Raw genomic sequence first — 21510 nt, 5'->3', positions numbered from 1 at the left:
CATGCCGCAAGCATTGCCGTCCCCTCGGGGACCGAGACCGGGCATGGGGAGTCCTGTGGGCTCGGCGTGCCTGCCGAAGAGCAGCGGGCTTGCCTGTCGCGCGGCCTTTAAGGCCGGCCAGGGCGTGCCTTGAACGAGGGGCTGCATCTCACGCGCCTTCGAGAGCCTTCCACATCTCGACGTCGCGCTCCGCCGTCCAGATGCGCGGATGGCTGGTGCCGCCGGCCTCGTCGTAGGCACGCGTGACGTCGAAGGGCATGCAGTGGTCGAAGATGACCCAGTGGCCGTACTTGGGCCTCAGCGCCTCGACGGTGCGCTGGTAGACGGCCTTCAACTCCTCGCCGGCCTTCACGCCAGACTGCACGGCCGCGTACAGCTCGCTGACGAAGGCACGCGTGCCGCCCAGGCCCGCGGCGACCTGCTCCGCGCCCTTCAGCGCAGGGCCGCGGCCGGGCACCAGGGCAGCTGCATTCAGCTTGGTGATGGCGTCCAACGTGGCCGGCCAGTCGGCGAAATGGGCATCGCCGCAGTAGGGCGTCGCATCGAACTCGACGAGGTCGCCGCTGAACAGCACCCTCTCTTCGGGCAGCCAGGCCACCGTGTCGCCGGCCGTGTGGCCGCGGCCGGGCGAGAACATCTCGACCTTGACACCGCCCAGGTCCAGCGTCAGCCGGCCGGAGAACGTCAGCGTGGGCCAGGTGAGGCCCGCCGGCACGGACTCGACGTTGCGGAACAGCCGCGGGAAGCGGCCGATCTCGCTGGCCTTGTCCTGCTCGCCGCGCTCCCGGATCAGGGCCAGCGTCGCGTCGCTGGCGATGACCTGCTCCAGGCCCTCGGCCTTGAACGCCGACGCGCCCAGCACGCGCACCGCGTGGTAGTGGCTGAGCAGCACGTACTTGATCGGCACGTCGGACACGGAGCGGATGCGGCGGATCACGTCGGCCGCCATGACGGGCGTGGCCTGGGTGTCGACCACCATGGCCGCCTCGCGGCCGATGACGATGCCGGTGTTGGGGTCTCCCTCGGCCGTGTAGGCCCAGGCATGTTCGGACAGGCGCTCGAAGCTGACCTTCTTTTCTTCCAGGTCGGCTTGAGAGGCAAAGGCTTTGGCGGTCATGGGCGGGTCTCCAGGGGCAGGCGCCAAATTTAGCCTATTCCAAATGAATTCACCAATATAGAATTTCAAACATGGACGACACCAAGGGTCCGCGCGGCATCCAGAGCATCGAGGTGGGCGGCCAGCTGCTGCTGGCGCTGGCCCACCACGGCCGCCCCATGCCGCTGAAGGATCTGGCCCGCGAGGCGGGCATGACGCCGGCCAAGGCCCACCCCTACCTGGTGAGCTTCATCAAGCTGGGCCTGGTCGAGCAGGATGGCGGCAGCGGGCGGTCGGGCCTCTACGGCCTCGGCCCGCTGGCGCTGCAGCTGGGCCTCATCAGCCTGCAGCAGTACGACCCGGTGCGCCTGGCCACGCCGGTCATCGAGGACCTGGCCCTGCAACTGGGCCATACGGTGGCCATCGCCGTGTGGGGCACGCGCGGCCCCACCATCGTGCGCGTGGCTGAGGGGCCGACGCCCGTGCACGTCAGCATGCGCCATGGCACGGTGATGAGCCTGGCGGGCACGGCGTCGGGGCGCTTGTTCGCGACCTGGCGCGCCGAGGAGGCTGCCGCACTGGGCGAGCCCCTGCCCGATGCCGACACGATCGCCGCGGTGCGCCGGGACGGCTTGGCCACCTCGCGGGACGGCGTCGTCGCCGGCGTCAGCGCCGCGGCGGCTCCGGTCTTCGAGGCGTCGGGCCGGCTGGTGATGGCCTTGACCGCCATCGGGCCAAGCGCCAGCTTCGACACTGCCCTCGAGGGCGAGCTGGTCGTTCCGCTGCGGGATGCGGCGGCCCTGCTGTCGCGCCGCCTGGGGCGCTAGTTCCGGGCCAGTCGCCCGACAGTCTGGCGACAGCATGTTTTGCGGAAACCCGCGCAAACTATTTTTGCAAGCTGGAACATTGGTTCAAAAGCCGGCGAATCCCAATGTCACATTTGATCGAATGCGTAGAAAAGTATCAGATGTGATTTTTGAAAGTCATTAATTTCTGCGCAATCCATAATGATTCCATGTGGTGTAGAACTGTGAAGATTGGTTGCTGAGCAACAAACTGCAGCATCCAAGCCACACCCCGTACGCCTCGGGGTTTCAGCAAAACCCAGCGATATCAATAACTTGGGTTTGATAGCAAGACCCCCGACTCCCGATCATTAGGGGCCGCTAGGGTTTTCCCAAGTCGGTACGAAATTCACACGCCCAGAAAATTTGTGTCAGCCGTCGCCCGACCGGGCGAATCATCTTTGGCTGAGTCGTTTGGCAACACACCCGCTTGCCAATCTTTTCTGGAGCAGTGATGCATAAGCAAACCAAAATCGCCGCCGCGGTCCTGTTGACCTTCGGCGGTCTTAGCGCCTGGGCCCAACAAGCCGAGCCGCAGCAGATCGAACGGGTGACCGTCACCGGTTCCGCCATCAAGCGCATTGATGCGGAAACCGCGGTCCCCGTGACCGTCATCAAGATGGCCGAGCTGAAGTCGCAGGGCGTGACTTCGGTCGAGCAGATCCTGGGCTTGCTGTCGTCCGTCCAGGCCACCCAGAACATGGCGTCGTCGATCGGCTCTGGCACGGGCGGCGCGAGCTACGCCAACATGCGTGGCATCGGCGCCGACAAGACGCTGGTGCTGCTCAACGGCCAGCGCATCGCCAACAGCGCCACCGGCGCCGAAGCGCCGGACATGAACATGATCCCGTTCGCGGCCATCGAACGCGTCGAAGTGCTGCGGGATGGCGCCTCTTCGCTGTACGGCACGGACGCCATCGGCGGCGTGATCAACTTCATCACCAAGACCAGCTTCACCGGCGGCACGCTCAGCGTGGGCTATGACGCCCCCAAGAAGGCCGGCGGCGACACGAACAGCGCCAACCTGGGCTATGGCCTTGGCGACCTGTCCAAGGACGGCTGGAACATCTTCGGCACGCTGAGCCTGAAGAAGCGGGACTTCATCAACGGCGACCAGCGCGACTTCAACAAGCGCATGGTCGGCGGCCTGTCCAACAGCACCTTCCCGGCCAACTACCAGGTGACCGGCGGCGGCGCCTACTACAACCCGATCGCGCCGGGTTGCAACGCCCCCAACCTGATCCCCAATGCCGGCGCCACGGGCTGCCGCATCGTCACCCCCCCGTTCGTCAGCATCAACCCGCGCAGCGAGACCATCTCGGGCCTGCTCAAGGGCACCGTCGACGCGACCTCCAGCCTCAGGCTCGGCGCCGAAGCCTTCTACTCGAAGAACACGGTCGAGTCGAAGATCGCGCCTGTGCCCTACGGCGGCTACTGGATCAACCCGGGCACTAAGTACTTCCCGACGGCGGCGCTGAGCAACCCGAAGTACAGCCCCAACTTCGACTACTACGGCGCCGACGGCGAGCCCTTCAACAACCCGACGGCCCAGTTCCCGAAGCCGGTGAATCTGCAAAAGGGTGGCGTCCTGGTCTGGTGGCGCGACCTCGTCAGCGGTCCGCGCCAGGAAAAGAACAACGCCAAGCAATATCGCGGCATGTTCACGGCCGAAGGCAATGCCGCAGGCTGGGACTACAAGGCAGCCCTCGCCTACAACCACACGCAGAATGACCGCTACCTCACCGGCGGCTATGCCGACGGCGACGTGATCGGTGAAGGCCTCATCCGAGGCATCATCAATCCGTTCGGCGACCAGACCCCGGAAAGCGTGGCGCTCATCCAGAGCGCAGCGCTGAAGGGCCTGCTGAGCACCAGCATCGGCAAGGTGAGCAGCCTCACGGCCAGCGCCAGCCGCGAACTGGGCGACTGGTTCGGCGCGACGCGTCCGGTGCAGATCGCCGTGGGCGGGGAATTCCGGCATGAGGACTTCCGCGACTTCAACCACCATGATTTCGCGGTCGCCGCGTCCTCCAGCACCGGTGTCGACCCCGACGCCCACTCCGAAGGCAAGCGCAACGTGTCCGCTGCCTACACCGAGCTGAACATGCCACTGACGAAGGAGCTCGAGCTGACGGCATCGGTGCGCTTTGACAAGTACAGCGACTTCGGCAACACCACCAACCCCAAGCTCAGCTTCCGCTACCAGCCGAGCAAGGAGCTGCTGCTGCGTGGTTCGGCGTCGACCGGCTTCCGCGCGCCGACGCTGTATGAGCTCAACGCAAGCACGGGCTTCACCAACACCAACAACTACGACAACCCGCTGAACTGCCCGGGCGGCGTGCCGAAGGACCCCGCCACCGCGGGTGCGAACTGCGCTGCACAGTTCCAGGCCTACTTCGGCGGCAACAAGGACCTGAAGCCTGAGAAGTCCAAGAGCTTCACGCTCGGCATGGTGTTCGAGCCCGTCAAGGGCCTCAGCACCAGCGTCGACTTCTGGTCGATCCGCGTGAAAGACCTGATCGGCTCGATCTCGGAAGCCACGCTGTTCGGCGACTACCAGACCTTCCAGCAGTACTTCCACTTCGTGCAGCCGGGCAACATCCTGCCCCAGAACACGCGTGCCTGCCAGAACGGCCCGACCTCGCCCACCTGCGGCTACGTCGACGAGCGCACGCAGAATCTGGGCGGCGTGAATACCCAGGGTATCGACCTGGGCATGCAGTACCAGCTGACCACGTCGTTCGGTCGCCTGGGCTTCGAGTACCAGTCCACCTACGTCAGCAAGTACGAGTACCAGGACTACAAGAACGGCCCCTGGCACCAGAACGTCGGCATCTACTCGGGCAGCGGCCCGGTCTTCAAGTGGCAACACAACCTCGCCGGCAGCTGGTCGCAAGGTAGCTGGGGTGCTGGCCTCGCGCTGCACTACAAGTCCGGCTACAAGGACATGACGCCGACGAACACGGTCAAGGCCTATGCAACGGCCGACGCCTATGTCAGCTTCAGCCCGATGAAGGCCTTCACGCTGGTGGCCGGCGTGCGCAACCTGACGGACAGGGACCCGCCGTTCTCTAACCAGACGGCCCTGTTCCAGGGTGGTGGCTGGGATTCGCGCTTCTACGATCCGATCGGCCGCACCGTCTACGTGCGCGGCACGCTGGACTTCTGATCGACAACGCCTTAGCAGGCACACAAGCGGGAGGCGCAAGCCTCCCGTTTTTTTTGGTTCGTCGCCGGCCCGCCTGCCTCGGCGTGCCGACAGCACAACACTCAAGGCCGCGTGCGGACTGTGGTCATGCCTCATTTGCTGGCCCTGCGGGGGCGGTATCGGAAGAATCGGCGGCACCGGACCTAACCCGCATTGCCATGGATTACCACGCCCCCAAACGCGCGGTGAACAACCTGCTGCTTCACTACGCCGGCCACGAGCAACGCCCCGTCTTCTTCGACATCGACGCCGTCTACCCCGAACTGCGCGCCCTTGACCGGGCCTTCCCGCAGATCCAGCGCGAGTGCGACGCCCTGCTCGCCGAGCGCGTGCCCATGCCGCGCTACCACGACGTCAATCGCCCGGCCACCGAGATCTCCGCAACGACGGCAGGCGACTGGAAGGTCTACATGCTGGAGTTGCTGGGCCACAAGCCCGCGGCCAACCGCGCGCGCTGCCCGGCCACCTGCGAGGCTCTGGCCCAGGTGCCGCGCACGCTGCAGGCCTTCTTCTCCGTGCTGGACCCGGGCAAGTCCATCCCAGAGCACGAAGGTCCCTACGTCGGCTATCTGCGCTACCACCTCGGCATCCGCGTGCCCAAGCTGGACCCACCGCACATACGCGTCGCCGGCCAGCCCTATACCTGGAAGGAAGGCGAAGGCGTCATGTTCGACGACTCCTGGCCCCATGCGGTCGTCAACCAGGCGACCGAGCCGCGCGTCGTCCTCATCGTCGACGTGCCCCGCCCTATGCCGCTGCTGCCGCGGCTGGTGAACCATTTCGTGCTCTGGGGCCTGGCCGCGCCGCTCTACGGCAAGAAGGTCATGCAGAAGGCCGACCGCTACAGCGGCGACCTGTTCTAGGGCTTGCTGACGAGGACGATGCCGGCCAGCACCAGCAGGCTGCCCGCGACGAAGCTGGGCGCCAAGGCCTCGTTCAGCAGCCAGGCGCCCAGCATCACGCCGAACAACGGCGTCAGGAAGGCGAAGGCACCCAGCCGCGACGCCAGGTAGCGGCGCAGCAGCCAGCACCAGGTCAGGAAGCTCGCGAACGACACGACCAGGCTCTGAAAGCCAAGGTGGGCCCAGACGGCAACCGTGGGCTCGAAACGCCATTGCCCCGTGAGCCAGGCGCCCGGCAACAACAGCAGGAAGGCGCCGAGCAACTGGTAGAGCAGCGTCTCCGTGGCCGGCGCGGCGGCGAGCGCCGTGCAGCGTATGGTGAGCGTCGTCGCACCCCACGCCATGCCGGCCATCAGGGCCAGCCCGTCCCCCAGCAACGCCCTCGAATCGCCTCCGGGACCGTCCAGGCCGCCGAGGAAGGCCAGAGCGACGCCACCGAAAGCCAGTCCTATGCCCACCCATTGCCGCCCCCCAAGCCGCTCCGCCGGCAGGCGGAGATGCAGGCCCAGGGCCGCGAACAGCGGCGCGGTGTACAGGAAGATGACGACGTGCGAGGCCTGCGTCAGCCGCAGCGCCTCGGCCACCAGCAGGTACTCCATGCCGAACAAGGCGCCCGCGACGGCACCGGTCCTCCAGCGCTGGCGCTGCGGCGCCTCGCCGCGCCAGCGCATCAGCCCGGCCAGCAGCGCCAGCGCAACGCCCGAACGCAGGGCCACCATCAGCATGGGGCTGGCCTCGTCGGCGGCGGCCTTCAGCGACACCTGCTGCAGGCCCCACAGCAGGCACAGCAGCAACATCAGGCCGCCGGCGCGGGCATCGAGGGGGCCGGCCGCGATGACGCGCGGCCGCGTGGCTGCGGCCGAGAACGCGTCCACGGTAGGGCTGGCAAGGGACTTCACGGCGCCCAATGTGCCGTCCTCTGACGAATCCGAAAATCACATAATTCGACAAACAACCATCCGATTGTCGAAACCATGCGCGACCTGCAGATCGACTGGCTGAAATGCTTCGTCGCCACGGTGGACGCAGGCTCCCTGTCCAGCGCGGCCGGCGAGATCCACCGCTCACAGTCCGCCGTCAGCATGCAGCTCAAGAAGCTGGAGGCGGCCATCGGGCACCAATTGCTGCTGCGCGGCGCGCGCCAGCTGGAGCTGACGCATGAAGGCCAGACGCTGCTGGGCTACGCCCGCCGCATGCTGGACCTGCAGGCCGAGGCCCAGGCGGCGCTGCGCGAGGACGACATCTCGGGTCTGGTCAGGCTGGGCGTGCCGGACGACTACGCCAGCAAGTACCTGACGCCCGTGCTGAAGCGCTTCGCGCCGCGCCACGGCGGGGTGGAGATCCAGCTGGACTGCGAGCAGTCCACGCTGCTGATCCCGCGCGTGGCCCGCGGCGAGCTCGACCTGGCCCTGGTCTCGCGCGACCATGCGCGCCGCGGCAGCCTGCTCTTCCACGAGCCCATGGTCTGGGTCGGGTCACCGCAGTTCGACGTCTGGCGCCGCAACCCGTTGCCCATCGCCGTCTACGAGGAAGCCAGCCTGGGCCGGCGCAGCGCCCTGCGCTCGCTGGCCTTGCAGGGGCGCCCCTACCGCATCGTCTACAACAGCTCCAACCTGGCCGGACAGATCGCCGCCGTCGAGAGCGGGCTGGCTGTGGCCGTGCTGACGCAGTGCAGCGCGCCGCCTCATCTGCAGCTGCTGGGCGCCGAGCAAGGCCTGGGACCGCTGGCACCCATGGAAGTGGCTGTCTACCGCAGCCCCGCCTCCAAGGGCAACCTGGCGGCGGACGCCCTGCAGCGCATGCTGGTGCAGACGCTCAGGGCCAGAGCGTGAAGCGCGGCACATGGCAATGGCCCCGGGGCGGCTGAGTCTCGTCAGCGAGCCGCGCGACATGCCCACCGGCAGCGGCAGGCCAGTACCGACGCCTGGCCCGGCTGGCTGAGGCAGGCCGCCGCGCGCGACCTGGGGCGACTGTTTCCCGTCGCGGCTCCCCTGCGCCGGTGGCCGCGACGAGCCGCGGATGCGCTGGCAGCGCACCTTCCTGCCCGCCAGGCCGTGACAGCGTGCACAGGGAATGAGCTCATGACGAAAGCTTTGTTGGCGTTTCTGTCATCCGCCACCAGACTTGCGGCGTTGCAACCTGCACCGACAGCTTCCGCCCCAGTCCGATGTGTGAGCTTTTCGCCCTCAACAGCCGCCAGCCGGCCGCCGCCACCTTTTCGCTGAGCGGCTTCGCCGCCCGCGGCGGCCGCACCGCAGACCATGTCGACGGCTGGGGCGTCGCCTTCCACGACGGCGAGCACTGCGAAGTCAGCGTCGAGGACAGCCCGGCCGCCGAGTCCGAACTGGCGCGCCACCTGGGCCACCACCCGGTGCGGGCCCGCAACATCCTGGCCCATATCCGCAAGGCCACCCAGGGCGCCCGCGCCGTGGAGAACTGCCATCCCTTTCGCCGCGAATGGGCCGGCCGCACCTGGGTCTTCGCCCACAACGGCGACCTGAAGGACTTCCACCCCGAACTGGACGGCAGCTTCACGCCTGCCGGCCAGACCGACAGCGAGCGCGCCTTCTGCTGGCTGATGCAGCGCCTGCAGCAGCGCTTCGGCCACCGGCTGCCCGGCTGGCCCGAACTGGCCGAAACGCTGACGCCCTGGATCCACGAGATCGCCGAGCATGGCCGCTTCAACCTGCTGCTGACCGACGGCCGCGCGATGCTGGCCCACGCCTCCACCAAGCTGCACTGGCTGCAGCGCCGCCCGCCCTTCGGCCATGTCAGCCTGCGCGACGGCGACCTCAGCGTGGACCTTGCCACGGTCAACAACCCGGCCGACCGCATGGCGCTGGTCGCCACCGAGCCGCTGACCCACGGCGAGGCCTGGCAAGCGTTTGCGCCCGGCGAGGTGCGCGTGTTCGAGCACGGCGACTGCGTGTTCCTCAGCGCAGGCGTGACCGAACTGGCCGCAGCCTGATGCGCGACCTCAGGTCACCGGCGCCGGGTTGAACAGCACCAGGCTGTTGTGCAGCTTCCAGTGCTCGGCCCAGGTCTTCCTGCGGCCGCTGGCAACATCCAGCAGCAGGCGGAATAGGGCCCAGCCTGTCTCCTCGATGCTGGCTTCGCCGTCGGCGATCTGGCCCGCGTTGACGTCCATCAGGTCATGCCAGCGGCGTGCCAGCTCCGTGCGCGTGGCGACCTTGACGACCGGGCATTCCGCCAGGCCATAGGGCGTGCCGCGGCCCGTCGTGAACACATGCAGGTTCATGCCGGCGGCCAGTTGCAGCGTGCCGCAGATGAAGTCGCTGGCCGGCGTGGCGGCATAAACCAGGCCGCGCTGGTCGCGGCGCAGCTTGTCGCCCGGCGACAGCACATGCGAGATGGCCGAGCTGCCGCTCTTCACGATGGAGCCCATGGCCTTCTCGACGATGTTGCTCAGGCCGCCCGCCTTGTTGCCGGGCGTCGTGTTGGCGGCACGGTCCACCCGGCCGCGCTCCAGGTAGCGGTCGTACCAGCCTAGCTCGCGCACGATGGCCTCCGCCACCTCGGGCGTCGCAGCGCGGCTGGTGAGCTGTTCCACCGCATCGCGCACCTCGGTGTTCTCGCTGAACATGACGGTGGCGCCGGCGCGCACGAGAAGGTCCGCGCAGAAGCCCACGGCCGGGTTGGCCGTCACGCCGGAGAAGGCATCGCTGCCGCCGCATTGCACGCCGACGACCAGTTCGCTGGCCGGCACCGTCTCGCGGCGGCGGGCGTTCAGGCGTTCGAGGTGCGGCCGGGCGCTTTGCACGATGTCGTCCAGCATGGACATGAAGCCCACATGCACGTCGTCCTGCAGGCAGATGGTCTCGGGGCCGGCGTCGGCAGCGCGCCCGTCGGTGATGGGGAAGGAGCCCGGCGGCAGCAGCCGCGCGGGCTGCAGCTTCTCGCAGCCCAGGCTCACCACCATGAGCTCGCCGCCGAAGTTGGGATTCAGCGAGATGTGCTTCAGCGTCCGGATGGGAATGACGGCATCCGGCGCGTCGATGGCCACGCCGCAGCCGTAGCTATGCTCCAGGCCGACGACATCGTCGACGCCGGGGTACAGCGGCAGCAGCTCGGCCTTGATGCGCGCCACCGCCTGCGCGACGACGCCGGCCACACATTGCACCGTCGTCGTGATGGCCAGGATGTTGCGCGTACCCACCGAGCCGTCGGCGTTGCGGTAGCCCTCGAAGCTGTAGCCGTCCAGCGGCTCGGCCAGCGGCGGCTTCACGGTGGCGGCGGGCAGGCCCTGCAGCACGCGTGCCGACGGGAGATGCAACAGGCGCTCGTGCACCCAGCTGCCGGCCGGGATGGGCTTGAGCGCATGGCCTATGGGCACGCCGTAGCGCAGCACCGCCTCGCCCTCGGCGAGGTCGCGCAGCGCAAACTTGTGGCCTTGCGGCACCTGCTCCCGCAGCATCAGGCCTGCACCGGGCACACCGGCGGGCAGCAGGGTGCCCGCCGGCAGGCCGCCATCGTTGGCGACGATGGCGACGTTGTCCTCATCGCGCATGCGGAGGGTCAACGGCGGACGGGGGGAAACGGCATCCATATCCGGCGTCGGAGTGGCTAAAGTGCAAACAGATCTTGTTGTACGTCGTCTTGTCGTCGTACAACCAACCCACTTTAGATGTCTCGCGCAAGGCAAAACTCCGGGATAACCCGCAAATTCACGCCCCTGTCGCCCGCCGTCGGCCGCGCACGCTGACCCTGGAGCGGGTCGAACGCCTCGGCGAGCGCATCCGCACAGGCCAGTTGCAGGCCGGCGACAAGCTGCCCACCGAGGCGGCCATCATGGCGGCCTTCGACGTCAGCCGCGCCGTCGTGCGCGAGGCTGCAAGCCGCCGGCCTGATGGAGACGTGCCACGGCATCGGCAGCTTCATCATCGGCCCGGGCGAGGGCCCGCCGTTCAGCATCACGCCTGAGCAGCCCGGCACGCTGCAGGACGTCGTCGCCGTGCCGGAGCTGCGCATGGGCGTGGAGACCGAGGCCGCCGGCCTGGCGGCCCAGCGTCGCACCGCGGACAACCTCGCCGCGCCGCGCCGCGCCGGGCGCTGGATGCGCTCATCGCGGCCGTCGAGGCGGGGCGGGACTCGGTCGCGGCCGACTTCCAGTTCCACCTGGAGATCGCCAGCGCGACGCAGAACAGCCATTTCGCCGACCTGATGGCGACGCTGGGCGCCCAGATCATCCCGCACGCCCGGCCGGAGCCGGCGGCGGACATGAGCGCCGAGCGGCTGGCCTACATGCGGCGCGTGAACGCCGAGCATGAAAGCATCCTCGACGCCATCGCCGGCCGGGACGCCGAGTCGGCCCACGCGGCCATGCGCCCCCACCTCAGCAACAGCCGCGAACGCCGCCGGGCCCAGGCCGACGCGGCCTGAGCGCCGCCGCGCAGAACTCTCCGTCACGGGCTATTCCGAGCGCCTTGCCCCAACCTTAGTTGTGCGATGACACACAACAAGACAAACAATGGAGACCCGCCCATGTCGCCCCAGGAACTCAAGGCCGTCCTGCAGGCCGGCCTGCTTTCCTTCCCGCTGACCGACTTCGATGCGCTGCTGAACTTCGCACCCAAGGCCTATGCCGGGCGCCTGGAATGGCTGCAGCCCTATGGTGCGTCTGCGCTGTTCGCGGCCGGCGGCACGGGCGAGTTCTTCTCGCTGGAGCCCAGCGAGTACGGCCAGGTCATCCAGGTCGCACTGGACACCTGCGATGGCCTGATCCGCGACTTCTTCCTGCCCTACATCGCGCCGCGCAACCAGGGCGAGGGCTACGCCGTGTCCATCGTGAAGGCCGGCGCCACGCTGCTGGGCCACTCGGCCGGCCCGGTAAGCCCGCCACTGTCCGAGCTGAGCGCGGCCCAGGTCGAGCAGCTCGGCGCGCTGATCGCCAGGCTGGGCCCGCAGTAGTCCTGCTGCCACCGCCTCGTCGCCGGCAGCGGCGCCTGGCGGTCGGCCCGAACGCATCCGTCGCCGATGCGGCGGCACCACGGCAAGCTCCGTGCAAGCACGGCGTCACGGGCACTTCATGGCGGCTTTCTAGTCTGCCGGGCTTTTGCAACCAAGCGGCCCTGCCGCACAACGAGAAAGCCCGCCTCCCATGCGCCGCCCGATGTCCCTGCATGACCTGTCCCCCCTCAACCGTGGCCTCGCGCTGGCCGGACTGATGCTGTCCGTCGGCGCCCACGCCGCCGACGAGGCCCGGCCGGCCGGCGACGTCGTCACGCTGGAGCCGGTCACGGTGTCGACCCAGTCCGGCGCCTACCGCAAGGAGAAGAACACCGCGTCGGCCGTCGCCCCCACCCAGGCCAGCCTGACGGCAACCCAGCCCCAGTCCGTCATCACGCGGGAGTTCATCGAGCAGTCCGTCGCGCCGACGGCCGAATACAGCCGCATCGTCGCGATCGCGCCCAGCCTGTCGGGCGACTCGGCCAACGGCCCCGGCCTGTCCGAGACGAAGACGACCATGCGCGGCTTCAGCGATGACCAGTACAACATCACCTTCGACGGCATCCCCTGGGGCGACACCAACAACCCCGCTCACCACTCCACGTCCTTCTTCCCGGCCGGCGTCATCGGTGGCGCCGTCGTCGAACGCGGCCCCGGCAACGCCAGCAACATCGGCCACGCGACCTTCGGCGGCTCGCTGAACCTGTTCTCCAAGCAGGCAGGCAAGGAGGCCGGCGGCACCGTCTACGGCTCGTTCGGCCGCTGGAACACCAAGCTGCTGGGCGTCGCCCTGGAGTCGGGCGAGCTGCCCCAGTTCGGCAAGGCGACGGTTCAGCTCAACGTGCAGCGCCTGGAGTCCGACGGCTATCTGACGCTGAACCATATCGCCAGCAACAACGTGACGCTCAAGGTGGACGTGCCGCTGTCGGCCGACCACAAGCTGACGGCCTTCTCGTCGGTCAACCGCATCCGCTACGTCCAGCCCGACAACAGCAAGGGTCCGACGCTGGACCAGATCGCCAAGTACGGCAAGAACTACAGCCTCAACAACGACCCGACGAGCTTCAACTATGCCGGCTTCAACTACACCGGCAAGGCGACCGACTTCGAATACCTGCGCCTGCGCTCGCGCTGGTCGAGCGGCTTCACGACCGAGGCACAGATCTACACCTACAGCTACGACAACCAGACCATCTCGTCCACCGACCCGACCGGCCTGACCAAGCCCGGCACCGTCGTCGGCCCCAAGGGCAATGCCGACATCCCCGGCATCGACAAGCAGAACAAGTACCGCGTCTATGGCGGCATCCTGCGCGCCGAGAGCCACTTCGACGCGGGCACGCTGCGCACGGGCGCCTGGGTCGAGAGCTCCGACACCGACCGCCACCAGTACGACCTCGACCTGACGCTGGGCCTGCGCGACCCGCGCGAGACCAAGCCGACGCCGGTGAAGTACCCGGACATCCTGTTCGACCAGCAGTCCAAGATCTCGTCCTTCCAGCCCTTTGCCGAGTTCGAGTGGGAGCCGCTCGCCGGCACCACGGTGACGCCCGGCGTCAAGCGCGTCGAGATCACGCGCTCGGTCAACGCCCTCGTCAACCAGACGACGCGCACGCCGCAGAACGCCAGCGTCGGCTACAGCAAGACCCTGCCCTTCCTGACGCTGAACCAGCGCCTGGGCCAGGATCTGGCCGTCTACGCGCAGTACGCCCAGGGCTACCAGATCCCCGACCTGAAGTCCTTCTACATCGCCGACCCGACGAAGAACAGCAGCGCCCCGCAGACCTCGACGAACTACCAGCTCGGCATCGTCGGCAAGAGCGCCGCGCTGACCTGGGACGCCGACATCTACCGCATCGACTTCAAGAACAAGTACGTCTCCAACGGCCTGGCCGGCGCGGACGCGGCCTACGTCAACATCGGCGGCGCCGCCTACCAGGGCGTCGAGGCCCAGGCCACCTGGCTGGTCGGCGGGGGCTTCGCGGCCTATGTCAACGGCTCCGTCAACAAGACCCAGTCCAATGACACCGGCAAGCGCATCGCCAATGCGCCCAACATGACGGCCGCCCTCGGTGCCCTGTACAACATGGGCCCCTGGGGCGCCTCGCTGATCTGGAAGCGCACCGGCGGCATCTATCAGCAGGACTACGATGCGAGCAATCCGGCCGCCTACGACCGCTACCACACCGCTGCGACGACCAACACCGACCTGAGCCTGTCCTACCGCTTCACCGGCCTGGGCATGGGGCTCAAGGCCCTGAAACTGCAACTCAACGTCTTCAACCTGATGAACAAGCAGGACATCACTTCGATCAGCCCGGGCAAGACGGTGGCCGGCGACCAGTACATCTTCCAGGCGCCGCGCAGCTACCAGGTGTCGGCCAAGGCAGAGTTCTGAGCATGTTCAAGGGCTGCCTCGCCGTCGCGTTGCTGGCCGTGCTCGTGGGCTGCGCCCACGACGCGCAGCCGCCCGCCGAACCCGCCACGGGCCTTCAACAGGCCTGGGTGCAGGCCGTCGCCGGCCCGGGCTGGGCGGTGCGCGCGCTGACCGACGAGGCCGCCTGCCCCACGCTAGGCTGGGCCGGCGGCAGCGTCGCCATGCAGGAGCGCAGCGCCCCCGGCGACGAGCCGCCGCCGCCCGGCAACGCCGAACCCGAGCGCAAGCCCAGCCGCTTCACGCTGCGCGCCTGCGAGGCCGCGTGGCCGGCGGGCGCCGCCAGCGTGCAGCTCGGCGCCCTCACGCTGCGGGCCCCGGTCGCCGAGCCTCACCGCATCCTCGTCCTCGGCGACACGGGCTGCCGCCTCAAGGCCTCGGGCCGCGAGTTCCAGCCCTGCGACGACCCCAGCGGCTGGCCCTTCCCGCGCGTGCTGGCGCGCGCGCTGGCGCTGGCGCCCGACCTCGTCATCCACGTCGGCGACTATCACTACCGCGAGAGCCCCTGCCCGGCCGGCATGGCCGGCTGCGCCAACAGCCCCTGGGGTTATGGCGACGACACCTGGCAGGCCGACTTCTTCCGGCCCGCCAGGGACTTGCTGGCCGCCGCGCCCTGGGTGTTCGTGCGCGGCAACCACGAGGCCTGCAACCGCGCCGGCCAGGGCTGGCTGCGCTACCTGGACGCGCAGAGCGGCCCGGTGCGCGCCTGCCAGGCCGAGGCGGGCGCCGGCGGCTTCAACGACGGCGACTTCACGATGCCCTTCGCCGTGCCGTTGTCGCCGCGCAGCCAGCTGATCGTCTTCGACTCCGCCGCGATCGGCGGCCGGACGCCGCCGCAGGACTCGCCGGCATGGGCGCGCTGGCGCCAGCAGCTGGACCGCGTGGCCGAGCTGTCCGGCGAGCGGACGCAGAGCCTCTTCGTCAATCACCACCCCAGCCTGGCCTTCAGCCCCAGCCTGCTCGGCACGGCCGCGCCGGCCCGCTCCGGTCTCACGCCGCTGCTGCAGGATGCGTTCGGTGCGCGCCTGTTCCCGCCGGGCATCCAGGCCACGCTGCACGGGCATCTGCACATCCACGAGTTGCTGGGCTTCGCGAGCAACCAGCCGGCCAGCCTCGTCATCGGCAACGGCGGCTCGGCGGCGGCCGGCCGCCTCAACGCGGCGTCCGCTCTGAAGGCCGAGCCGCTGCCCGGCGTGCGGGTGGAGACCTTCCAGAGCCACACCGAGTTCGGCATGGCGCTGCTGACGGCCACGCCCCAGGGCTGGCAGCTGCAGGCCTTCAATGCTCTGGGCCAGCCGCTGGCGACCTGCAACCTGGCGGGCCAGAAGCTGCGCTGCTGATGGGCGCATCGGCGATGACCTTCGTCACGCCACGGCACCGGCCACGCCCGCGCATTCCGTCACTGCGACCCCGATTTGAAGGGTTTCCGCAGGGTAAATCGGGTCAGTGACTCGGGCCTGCCCGCTACACTCGGGGCACCTGTCAAGCAGTTTCGGCAGGATTCCGTTGATCACAGGACTCGCCTTCATGAGCTCCAAACTGAAAGTCGCCGGCTGGGTTGCCCTCGGCGCCGTCGCAGGTGCCCTCACCACGATGCAGCTCCAGGCCAATGCGCGCAGCAGCCTGTCGCCCCTTCCCCTGGACGAGATGCAGCAGCTCGCCGCGGTCTTCGGCCTCGTCAAGAGCGACTACGTCGAGCCGGTCGACGAGAAAAAGCTGATCAACGACGCCATCTCGGGCATGGTCTCCGGCCTGGACCCCCACTCGCAGTTCTTCGACAAGAAGAGCTTCAAGGAGTTCCGTGAAGGCACGACCGGCAAGTTCGTCGGCGTCGGCATCGAGATCGGCATGGAGGACGGCCTCGTCAAGATCGTCTCGCCCATCGAAGGCTCGCCCGCCTTCCGCGCCGGCCTGAAGAGCGGCGACCTGATCAGCCGCATCGACGACACCGCCGTGCGCGGCCTCTCGCTGGACCAGGCCGTCAAGAAGATGCGCGGCGACCCGGCCACCAAGGTCAGCCTGTCCATCTACCGCAAGAGCGAGAACCGCACCTTCCCCGTGACCATCACGCGCGAGGAGATCAAGGTGCAGAGCGTGCGCGCCAAGGTCGTCGAGCCTGGCTACGCCTGGATCCGCGTCAGCCAGTTCCAGGACCGCACCGTCGACGACTTCGCCAAGAAGCTCGAGGAGATCTACAGGCAGGAGCCCCACCTGAAGGGCCTGGTGCTGGATCTGCGCAACGACCCGGGCGGCCTGCTGGACGGCGCCATCGCCATCTCCGCGGCCTTCCTGCCCAAGGACGTCGAGGTCGTGTCCACCAACGGCCAGATCGCCGAGTCCAAGGCCAGCTACAAGGCCAACCCCGAGGACTACCGCCGCCGCAGCAGCGACGACCCGATCAGGCGCCTGCCCGCCGCGCTGAAGACGGTGCCGCTGGTCGTGCTGGTCAACGAAGGCTCGGCCAGCGCCAGCGAGATCGTCGCCGGCGCGCTGCAGGACCACCACCGCGCCACCATCATGGGTGCCCAGACCTTCGGCAAGGGCTCGGTGCAGACCGTGCGCCAGCTGGGCCCCGACACGGCACTGAAGATCACCACGGCGCGCTACTACACGCCTAGCGGCCGCTCCATCCAGGCCAAGGGCATCGTGCCCGACGTGATGCTGGACGAGACCGCCGAGGGCAATGTCTTCGCCGCGCTGCGCATGCGCGAGGCCGACCTCGAGAAGCACCTGAACAACGGCCCCGAGGCCGAGGACAACGAGGCCCGCACCAAGGCCCGCGAGGAAGCCCGCCAGAAGCTGGAAGCCGAGTACGCCAAGCGTGCCGAGCCGCCCAAGCCGCTGCCGGAGTTCGGCACCAGCGAAGACTTCCCGCTGGTCCAGGCCCTGAACAAGCTCAAGGGGCAACCCGTCATTGCGTCCAAGACGGCTCTGGAACGCAAGGCTGAAGCCAAGACCAACGACTAACCGTCGCTCCTGACCTCAAGCACCACGGGCCTCGCAAGAGGCCCGCTTTTTTGCTCAGCGCGATCGCGCAATGGCCAGCGCCGCGAGCGCGGCCACGGCGCCCAGAGCCGGCACCGCGCGCCAGCCCCAGGCCGCGAGCAGCGCCGAGCCCAGCGCCGCGCCGCTGGCCATGCCGACGAACATGGCGCTGACCAGCACCGCGTTGAGCCGGCTGCGCGAGGCCGGGTCCAGGCCATAGACCACGCTCTGGTGCGAGACCAGCGCCGCCTGCACGCCCAGGTCGAACAGCACGGCCACCCCCACCAGCAGTGCCAGCGAGGCCGGCGCCAGCGCCTGCACCGCGAACGACAGGAAGACCAGCAGCGCCGCGACGCGGATCACCGCCTGCGGCCCGCGCCGGTCGGCCATGCCGCCGGCCAGCGGCGCCGCCAGCGCGCCCGCGGCGCCCGCCAGGCCGAAAGCGCCGGCCACGGCGCTGCCCTGGCCGAAGTCCGGCCCGGCCAGCACGAGGGCCAGCGTCGACCAGAAGGCGCTGAAGGCCACCGACAACAGACCCTGGGCCCAGGCCGCGCGCCGCAGCGGCGCATGCTGTCGCCACAACCCCACCATGGAGGCCAGCAGCGCGCCATAGCCGGCCTGCGTCGCGGGCACGAAGCGCGGCAGCGCACGCCACAGCAGCGGGATCAGCAGCGCGACGGCGACGGCGGCACTTGCATAGACCGCCCGCCAGCCGGCCAGCGCCGCCAGCGACCCCGCCGCCACACGCGACAGCAAGATGCCCAGCAGCAGCCCCGTCATGACCTGGCCCACGCGCTTTCCGCGCTGCGCCTCCGGCGCCAACGTCGCGGCAGCGGGCACCAGGTCCTGGGCCAGCGTCGCCGTCAGGCCGATGACCACGCTGGCCACGCACAACGCCGCGAAGCCGGGCGCCAGCGCCGCCAGCGCCAGCGCCGCCACCAGCGCCCCCGCCTTGACGACGATGATGCGGCGGCGGTCAAAGCGGTCGCCCAGCGGCGACAGCAGCAGGATGGCCGCGCCATAGCCCAGCTGGGTCAGCGTGGGCAGCAGGCCTATGGCCGCGCTGCCCACGCCGAACTGTTCGGACAACAGGCCCAGCAGCGGCTGGACGTAATAGATGGACGCGACGGCCAGGCCGGTGGCGGTGGCGAGCAGCAGCGTCAGGGCCGGACCCAGGGTGGCGGGCACGGCGGCAGGAGCGGGAGTGGACTTCATGGCGCCGCAGTGTGGCCAGCCCGGGCAAGACCCGCTAGACGCAGAGCCCGCCTGACTGCCATACGCTACACGTATGAGCACCACGTCCGACCGCCTGCAGCTGATGCAGACCTTCATCCGCATCGTCGAGGCCGGCAGCCTGTCCGCCGCGGCGCGTCAGCTGGGCACCACCCAGCCCACCGTCAGCCGGCGGCTGCAGGCGCTGGAGCAGCAGTTCGGCCAGCCGCTGATCCAGCGCTCCACGCATGCGCTGCGCCTGACCGATACCGGCGAACGCGCGCTGGAGCGCGCCAAGGCGCTGGCTGCCGATTGGGAGGACTTCGAGCATTCGCTGCGCGCCGAGCCCGCGCGGCCCACCGGGCTGCTGCGCGTGCAGGTGCCGCATGCCTTCGGTCAGGAGCAACTGGTCGCGCCGCTGGTGCGCGCGCTGCAGGACGCGCCGGGCCTGCGCATCGACTGGCTGCTGAGCGACGCCGCGCCCAACTTCATCGAGCAGGGGCTGGACTGCGCCATCCGCGTCGGCGGCCGGGCCGAGGGCGCCGTCGTCGCCATCCCGCTGGCGCGCGTGCCGCGCGTGCTGGTGGCCGCGCCCGCGCTGCTCGCCGGGCGCAGCTTCGATGAGCCCGAGGCGCTGGCCGAGCTGCCCTGGATCGCGATCTCGACCTTCTACCGCCAGGAGCTGCAGCTGGAGCGCGACGACGGCGTGCGCCAGCGTCTGCCCATCAGCCCGGTGCTGGCCACCGACAGCCTCTACGCCACCCGCGAGGCCGCGCGCCTGGGCCTGGGCGCCGCGCTGCTGTCGGGCTGGGCGGTACGGCAGGACATCGCCGACGGCCGCCTCGTGCAGTTGCTGCCGCGCTGGCGCGGCCCGGCCCTGCCGGTGCAACTGCTCTACCCCAACCCGCCGGCGCCGTCGGCGCGCCTGCGCTACTTCATCGAGGCCATGCGACGCAGCATGCGCGAGCCGCTATGGCCCGATATGCTGGCGACGCCATGACCGACGACGAACTGCTGCGCTACTCCCGCCACCTGCTGCTCGACGAGATCGGCATCGAGGGCCAGCAGCGCCTGCTGGCCGCTCGCGCCCTCGTCATCGGCGCAGGCGGCCTGGGCTCGCCGGTGGCGCTCTACCTCGCCTCGGCCGGCGTCGGGCACATCACGATGGTCGACCACGACACCGTGTCGCTGACCAACCTGCAGCGCCAGATTGCCCACGACATGGGCAGCCTGGGCCGGCTCAAGGTGGAGTCTGCCGCGGCACGCATGGCGGCGCTGAACCCCGGCGTTCGCACGCGCGCGCTGGCCGTCCGCGCTGACGCCGCGCTGCTAGACGCCGAGGTGCCGGCTGCCGACGTCGTCATCGACTGCACCGACAACTTCGCCACGCGCCACCTTGTCAACGCCGCCTGCGTGCGCCATGCCAGGCCGCTGGTCTCCGGCGCGGCCATAGGCTTCGATGGCCAGATCAGCACTTATGCAGCTCACGGCGACAGCCGCTGCGGCGAGCGCCCGCCCTGCTACGCCTGCCTGTTCCCGCCGGAGGCCGGCTTCGAGGACGCAGCCTGCTCCACGATGGGCGTGTTCGCGCCGCTGGTGGGCATCGTCGGCAGCGTGCAGGCCGCCGAAGCGCTGAAGCTGCTGGCGGGCGTGGGCGAGCCGCTGGCCGGGCGCCTGCTGATGCTGGACGGCCGGCGCATGCAGTGGAGCGAGATCGCCATGCTGCGCGACCCCGACTGCCCGGTCTGCGGTAGCCGATGAATTCCGGCGACCGGCCCGAATGAGGCTGAAAATCCGCCCCCGACACGACACGACGCCACCGCCCATGAAACCCACCGACGTCCCGACGCGCAACTTCCCGACCGCTCGGGAAGAATGCCGCGCGCTGCAGCCCCATCCCGACTACGACCGCCCGGGCAGCGCCTACGAGCTGGCGTTCAAGGACGAGAGCTTCCTGCTGCGCGAGGACATGCGCGCCGTGCGCATGCAGCTGGAGCTGATGAAGCCCGAGGTCGTGCAGAACGAGCAGGGCGTCAAGTCCACCATCGTCATCTTCGGCAGCGCCCGCATCCTGCCGGCCGAGGCGGCACAGGCCCTGCTGACGGCGGCCGAGGAACAGGGCGACGAGGCGGGCGCCGCCAAGGCCCGCCGCCAGCTCGCGATGAGCCGCTACTACGAGGAAGCGCGCCGCTTCGCGCAGATCGCCACCAGCGCCTGCGCCGACCGTGGCCTGCCGGTGGTCATCGCCACCGGCGGCGGCCCCGGCATCATGGAGGCCGGCAACCGCGGCGCCTACGAGGTGGGCGGCAAGAGCGTGGGCCTCAACATCGTGCTGCCGCACGAGCAATACCCCAACCCCTACATCACGCCGGAGCTGTGCTTTCGCTTCCACTACTTCGGCCTGCGCAAGATGCACTTCCTGATGCGCTCCATCGCGCTGGTGTGCTTCCCCGGCGGCTTCGGCACGCTGGACGAGCTGTTCGAGACGCTGACGCTGATCCAGACCGGCAAGAGCCGCCGCCGCCCCATCCTGCTGTTCGGACGCGAGTTCTGGACCCGGCTCATCAACATCGACCTGCTGGTGGAGACCGGCATGATCAGCCCGGGCGACGAGAAGCTCTTCCATTACGTCGAGACCGCCGAGGAGGCTTGGGGCCTGCTGGAAGGCCAACCCGAACTCTCGAACGCGAATCCCAAATGACGCAACTCAGGAACGTCTCCCTCATCGGCGCCCCCACCGACATCGGCGCCGGCGCGCGCGGTGCCAGCATGGGCCCCGAGGCCATGCGCGTGGCCGGCCTCGCCGAGGCGCTGCGCGCGCGCGGCGTGGACGTGCTCGACCGCGGCAACCTGGCCGGCCC

Annotated in this window: 18 protein-coding genes and 1 pseudogene; 15 read left to right on the top strand and 4 right to left on the bottom strand. The window is 69.2% G+C overall.

The window, feature by feature from the left end; genetic code table 11:
• Positions 1 to 148: 148 nt before the first annotated feature.
• Positions 149 to 1117, bottom strand: coding sequence for an MBL fold metallo-hydrolase (locus JOY88_RS09305; RefSeq protein WP_293501984.1), 969 nt, complete (start codon positions 1115 to 1117; stop codon positions 149 to 151).
• Positions 1118 to 1188: 71 nt separating this feature from the next.
• Here JOY88_RS09305 and JOY88_RS09300 point away from each other — a divergent pair, with 71 nt between their 5' ends.
• The 3 genes from JOY88_RS09300 (at position 1189) to JOY88_RS09290 (ending at position 6012) form a co-directional block, all read left to right on the top strand.
• Positions 1189 to 1923, top strand: coding sequence for an IclR family transcriptional regulator (locus JOY88_RS09300; protein WP_293501983.1), 735 nt, complete (start codon positions 1189 to 1191; stop codon positions 1921 to 1923).
• A 472-nt stretch (positions 1924 to 2395) separates the two neighbouring features.
• The gene (locus JOY88_RS09295) at positions 2396 to 5110 is read left to right on the top strand and encodes a TonB-dependent receptor (protein ID WP_293501982.1); all 2715 of its coding nucleotides are present in this window, start codon (positions 2396 to 2398) and stop codon (positions 5108 to 5110) included.
• Between the two features lie 197 nt (positions 5111 to 5307).
• Positions 5308 to 6012 (top strand): aspartyl/asparaginyl beta-hydroxylase domain-containing protein, encoded by a 705-nt coding sequence (locus tag JOY88_RS09290; protein WP_293501981.1) that lies wholly within the window; start codon positions 5308 to 5310, stop codon positions 6010 to 6012.
• On the opposite strand, the gene JOY88_RS09285 is transcribed toward JOY88_RS09290, so the two are convergent.
• The gene (locus JOY88_RS09285; RefSeq protein WP_293502001.1) at positions 6009 to 6848 is read right to left on the bottom strand and encodes a DMT family transporter; all 840 of its coding nucleotides are present in this window, start codon (positions 6846 to 6848) and stop codon (positions 6009 to 6011) included. The two genes, JOY88_RS09290 and JOY88_RS09285, sit on opposite strands and share 4 nt — an antisense overlap.
• Positions 6849 to 7025: 177 nt before the next feature.
• On the opposite strand from JOY88_RS09285, the gene JOY88_RS09280 reads away from it, so the two are divergent.
• Together JOY88_RS09280 and JOY88_RS09275 are read left to right on the top strand one after the other, a co-directional pair.
• Entirely contained in the window at positions 7026 to 7883 is an 858-nt protein-coding gene (locus tag JOY88_RS09280; RefSeq protein ID WP_293501980.1) for a LysR family transcriptional regulator, read from the top strand.
• 335 nt (positions 7884 to 8218) lie between these two features.
• On the top strand, positions 8219 to 9019 hold the full coding sequence (locus tag JOY88_RS09275) for a class II glutamine amidotransferase (protein WP_293501979.1): 801 nt from the start codon (positions 8219 to 8221) through the stop codon (positions 9017 to 9019).
• 9 nt (positions 9020 to 9028) lie between these two features.
• Here JOY88_RS09275 and garD read toward each other — a convergent pair whose 3' ends face one another.
• Entirely contained in the window at positions 9029 to 10579 is a 1551-nt protein-coding gene (gene garD, locus JOY88_RS09270; RefSeq protein WP_293501978.1) for a galactarate dehydratase, read from the bottom strand.
• A gap of 74 nt (positions 10580 to 10653) precedes the next feature.
• Here garD and JOY88_RS23200 point away from each other — a divergent pair, with 74 nt between their 5' ends.
• The 6 genes and pseudogenes from JOY88_RS23200 (at position 10654) to JOY88_RS09245 (ending at position 17419) form a co-directional block, all read left to right on the top strand.
• Positions 10654 to 10992, top strand: a complete 339-nt coding sequence (locus tag JOY88_RS23200) for a GntR family transcriptional regulator (protein ID WP_524539204.1) — start codon at positions 10654 to 10656, stop codon at positions 10990 to 10992.
• A 129-nt stretch (positions 10993 to 11121) separates the two neighbouring features.
• Positions 11122 to 11451 carry a FadR/GntR family transcriptional regulator gene (locus JOY88_RS23195; protein WP_524539205.1) on the top strand — a complete coding sequence of 110 codons (330 nt, stop codon included), beginning with the start codon at positions 11122 to 11124 and terminating at the stop codon, positions 11449 to 11451.
• A 102-nt stretch (positions 11452 to 11553) separates the two neighbouring features.
• Positions 11554 to 11793 (top strand): annotated as a pseudogene (locus tag JOY88_RS23190) (dihydrodipicolinate synthase family protein); the annotation flags it as partial.
• A gap of 388 nt (positions 11794 to 12181) precedes the next feature.
• Entirely contained in the window at positions 12182 to 14416 is a 2235-nt protein-coding gene (locus JOY88_RS09255; RefSeq protein WP_293501976.1) for a TonB-dependent receptor, read from the top strand.
• A gap of 2 nt (positions 14417 to 14418) precedes the next feature.
• Entirely contained in the window at positions 14419 to 15792 is a 1374-nt protein-coding gene (locus JOY88_RS09250; protein WP_293501975.1) for a metallophosphoesterase family protein, read from the top strand.
• Positions 15793 to 15979: 187 nt separating this feature from the next.
• Entirely contained in the window at positions 15980 to 17419 is a 1440-nt protein-coding gene (locus JOY88_RS09245) for a S41 family peptidase (RefSeq protein WP_293501974.1), read from the top strand.
• A 54-nt stretch (positions 17420 to 17473) separates the two neighbouring features.
• On the opposite strand, the gene JOY88_RS09240 is transcribed toward JOY88_RS09245, so the two are convergent.
• Positions 17474 to 18652 carry an MFS transporter gene (locus JOY88_RS09240; protein ID WP_293501973.1) on the bottom strand — a complete coding sequence of 393 codons (1179 nt, stop codon included), beginning with the start codon at positions 18650 to 18652 and terminating at the stop codon, positions 17474 to 17476.
• Between the two features lie 73 nt (positions 18653 to 18725).
• On the opposite strand from JOY88_RS09240, the gene JOY88_RS09235 reads away from it, so the two are divergent.
• The 4 genes from JOY88_RS09235 to JOY88_RS09220 form a co-directional block, all read left to right on the top strand.
• A complete protein-coding gene (locus JOY88_RS09235) occupies positions 18726 to 19649 on the top strand; it encodes a LysR family transcriptional regulator (RefSeq protein WP_293501972.1) in 924 nt (307 codons plus the stop codon).
• Positions 19646 to 20410, top strand: a complete 765-nt coding sequence (locus JOY88_RS09230) for a HesA/MoeB/ThiF family protein (protein WP_293501971.1) — start codon at positions 19646 to 19648, stop codon at positions 20408 to 20410. The genes JOY88_RS09235 and JOY88_RS09230 overlap by 4 nt, the downstream gene beginning before the upstream one ends.
• A 64-nt stretch (positions 20411 to 20474) precedes the next feature.
• Positions 20475 to 21350, top strand: a complete 876-nt coding sequence (locus JOY88_RS09225; protein WP_293501970.1) for an LOG family protein — start codon at positions 20475 to 20477, stop codon at positions 21348 to 21350.
• A partial coding sequence (locus JOY88_RS09220) for an arginase family protein (RefSeq protein WP_293502000.1) occupies positions 21347 to 21510 on the top strand: 164 nt, incomplete at its 3' end. The genes JOY88_RS09225 and JOY88_RS09220, both read left to right, overlap by 4 nt.

The sequence above is a fragment of the Roseateles sp. genome, from assembly GCF_019237615.1.
Lineage (GTDB): Bacteria > Pseudomonadota > Gammaproteobacteria > Burkholderiales > Burkholderiaceae_C > Pelomonas.
The sequence above is the reverse complement of the archived record's forward strand: the minus strand, read 5'-3'. Positions and strand labels throughout refer to the sequence as shown.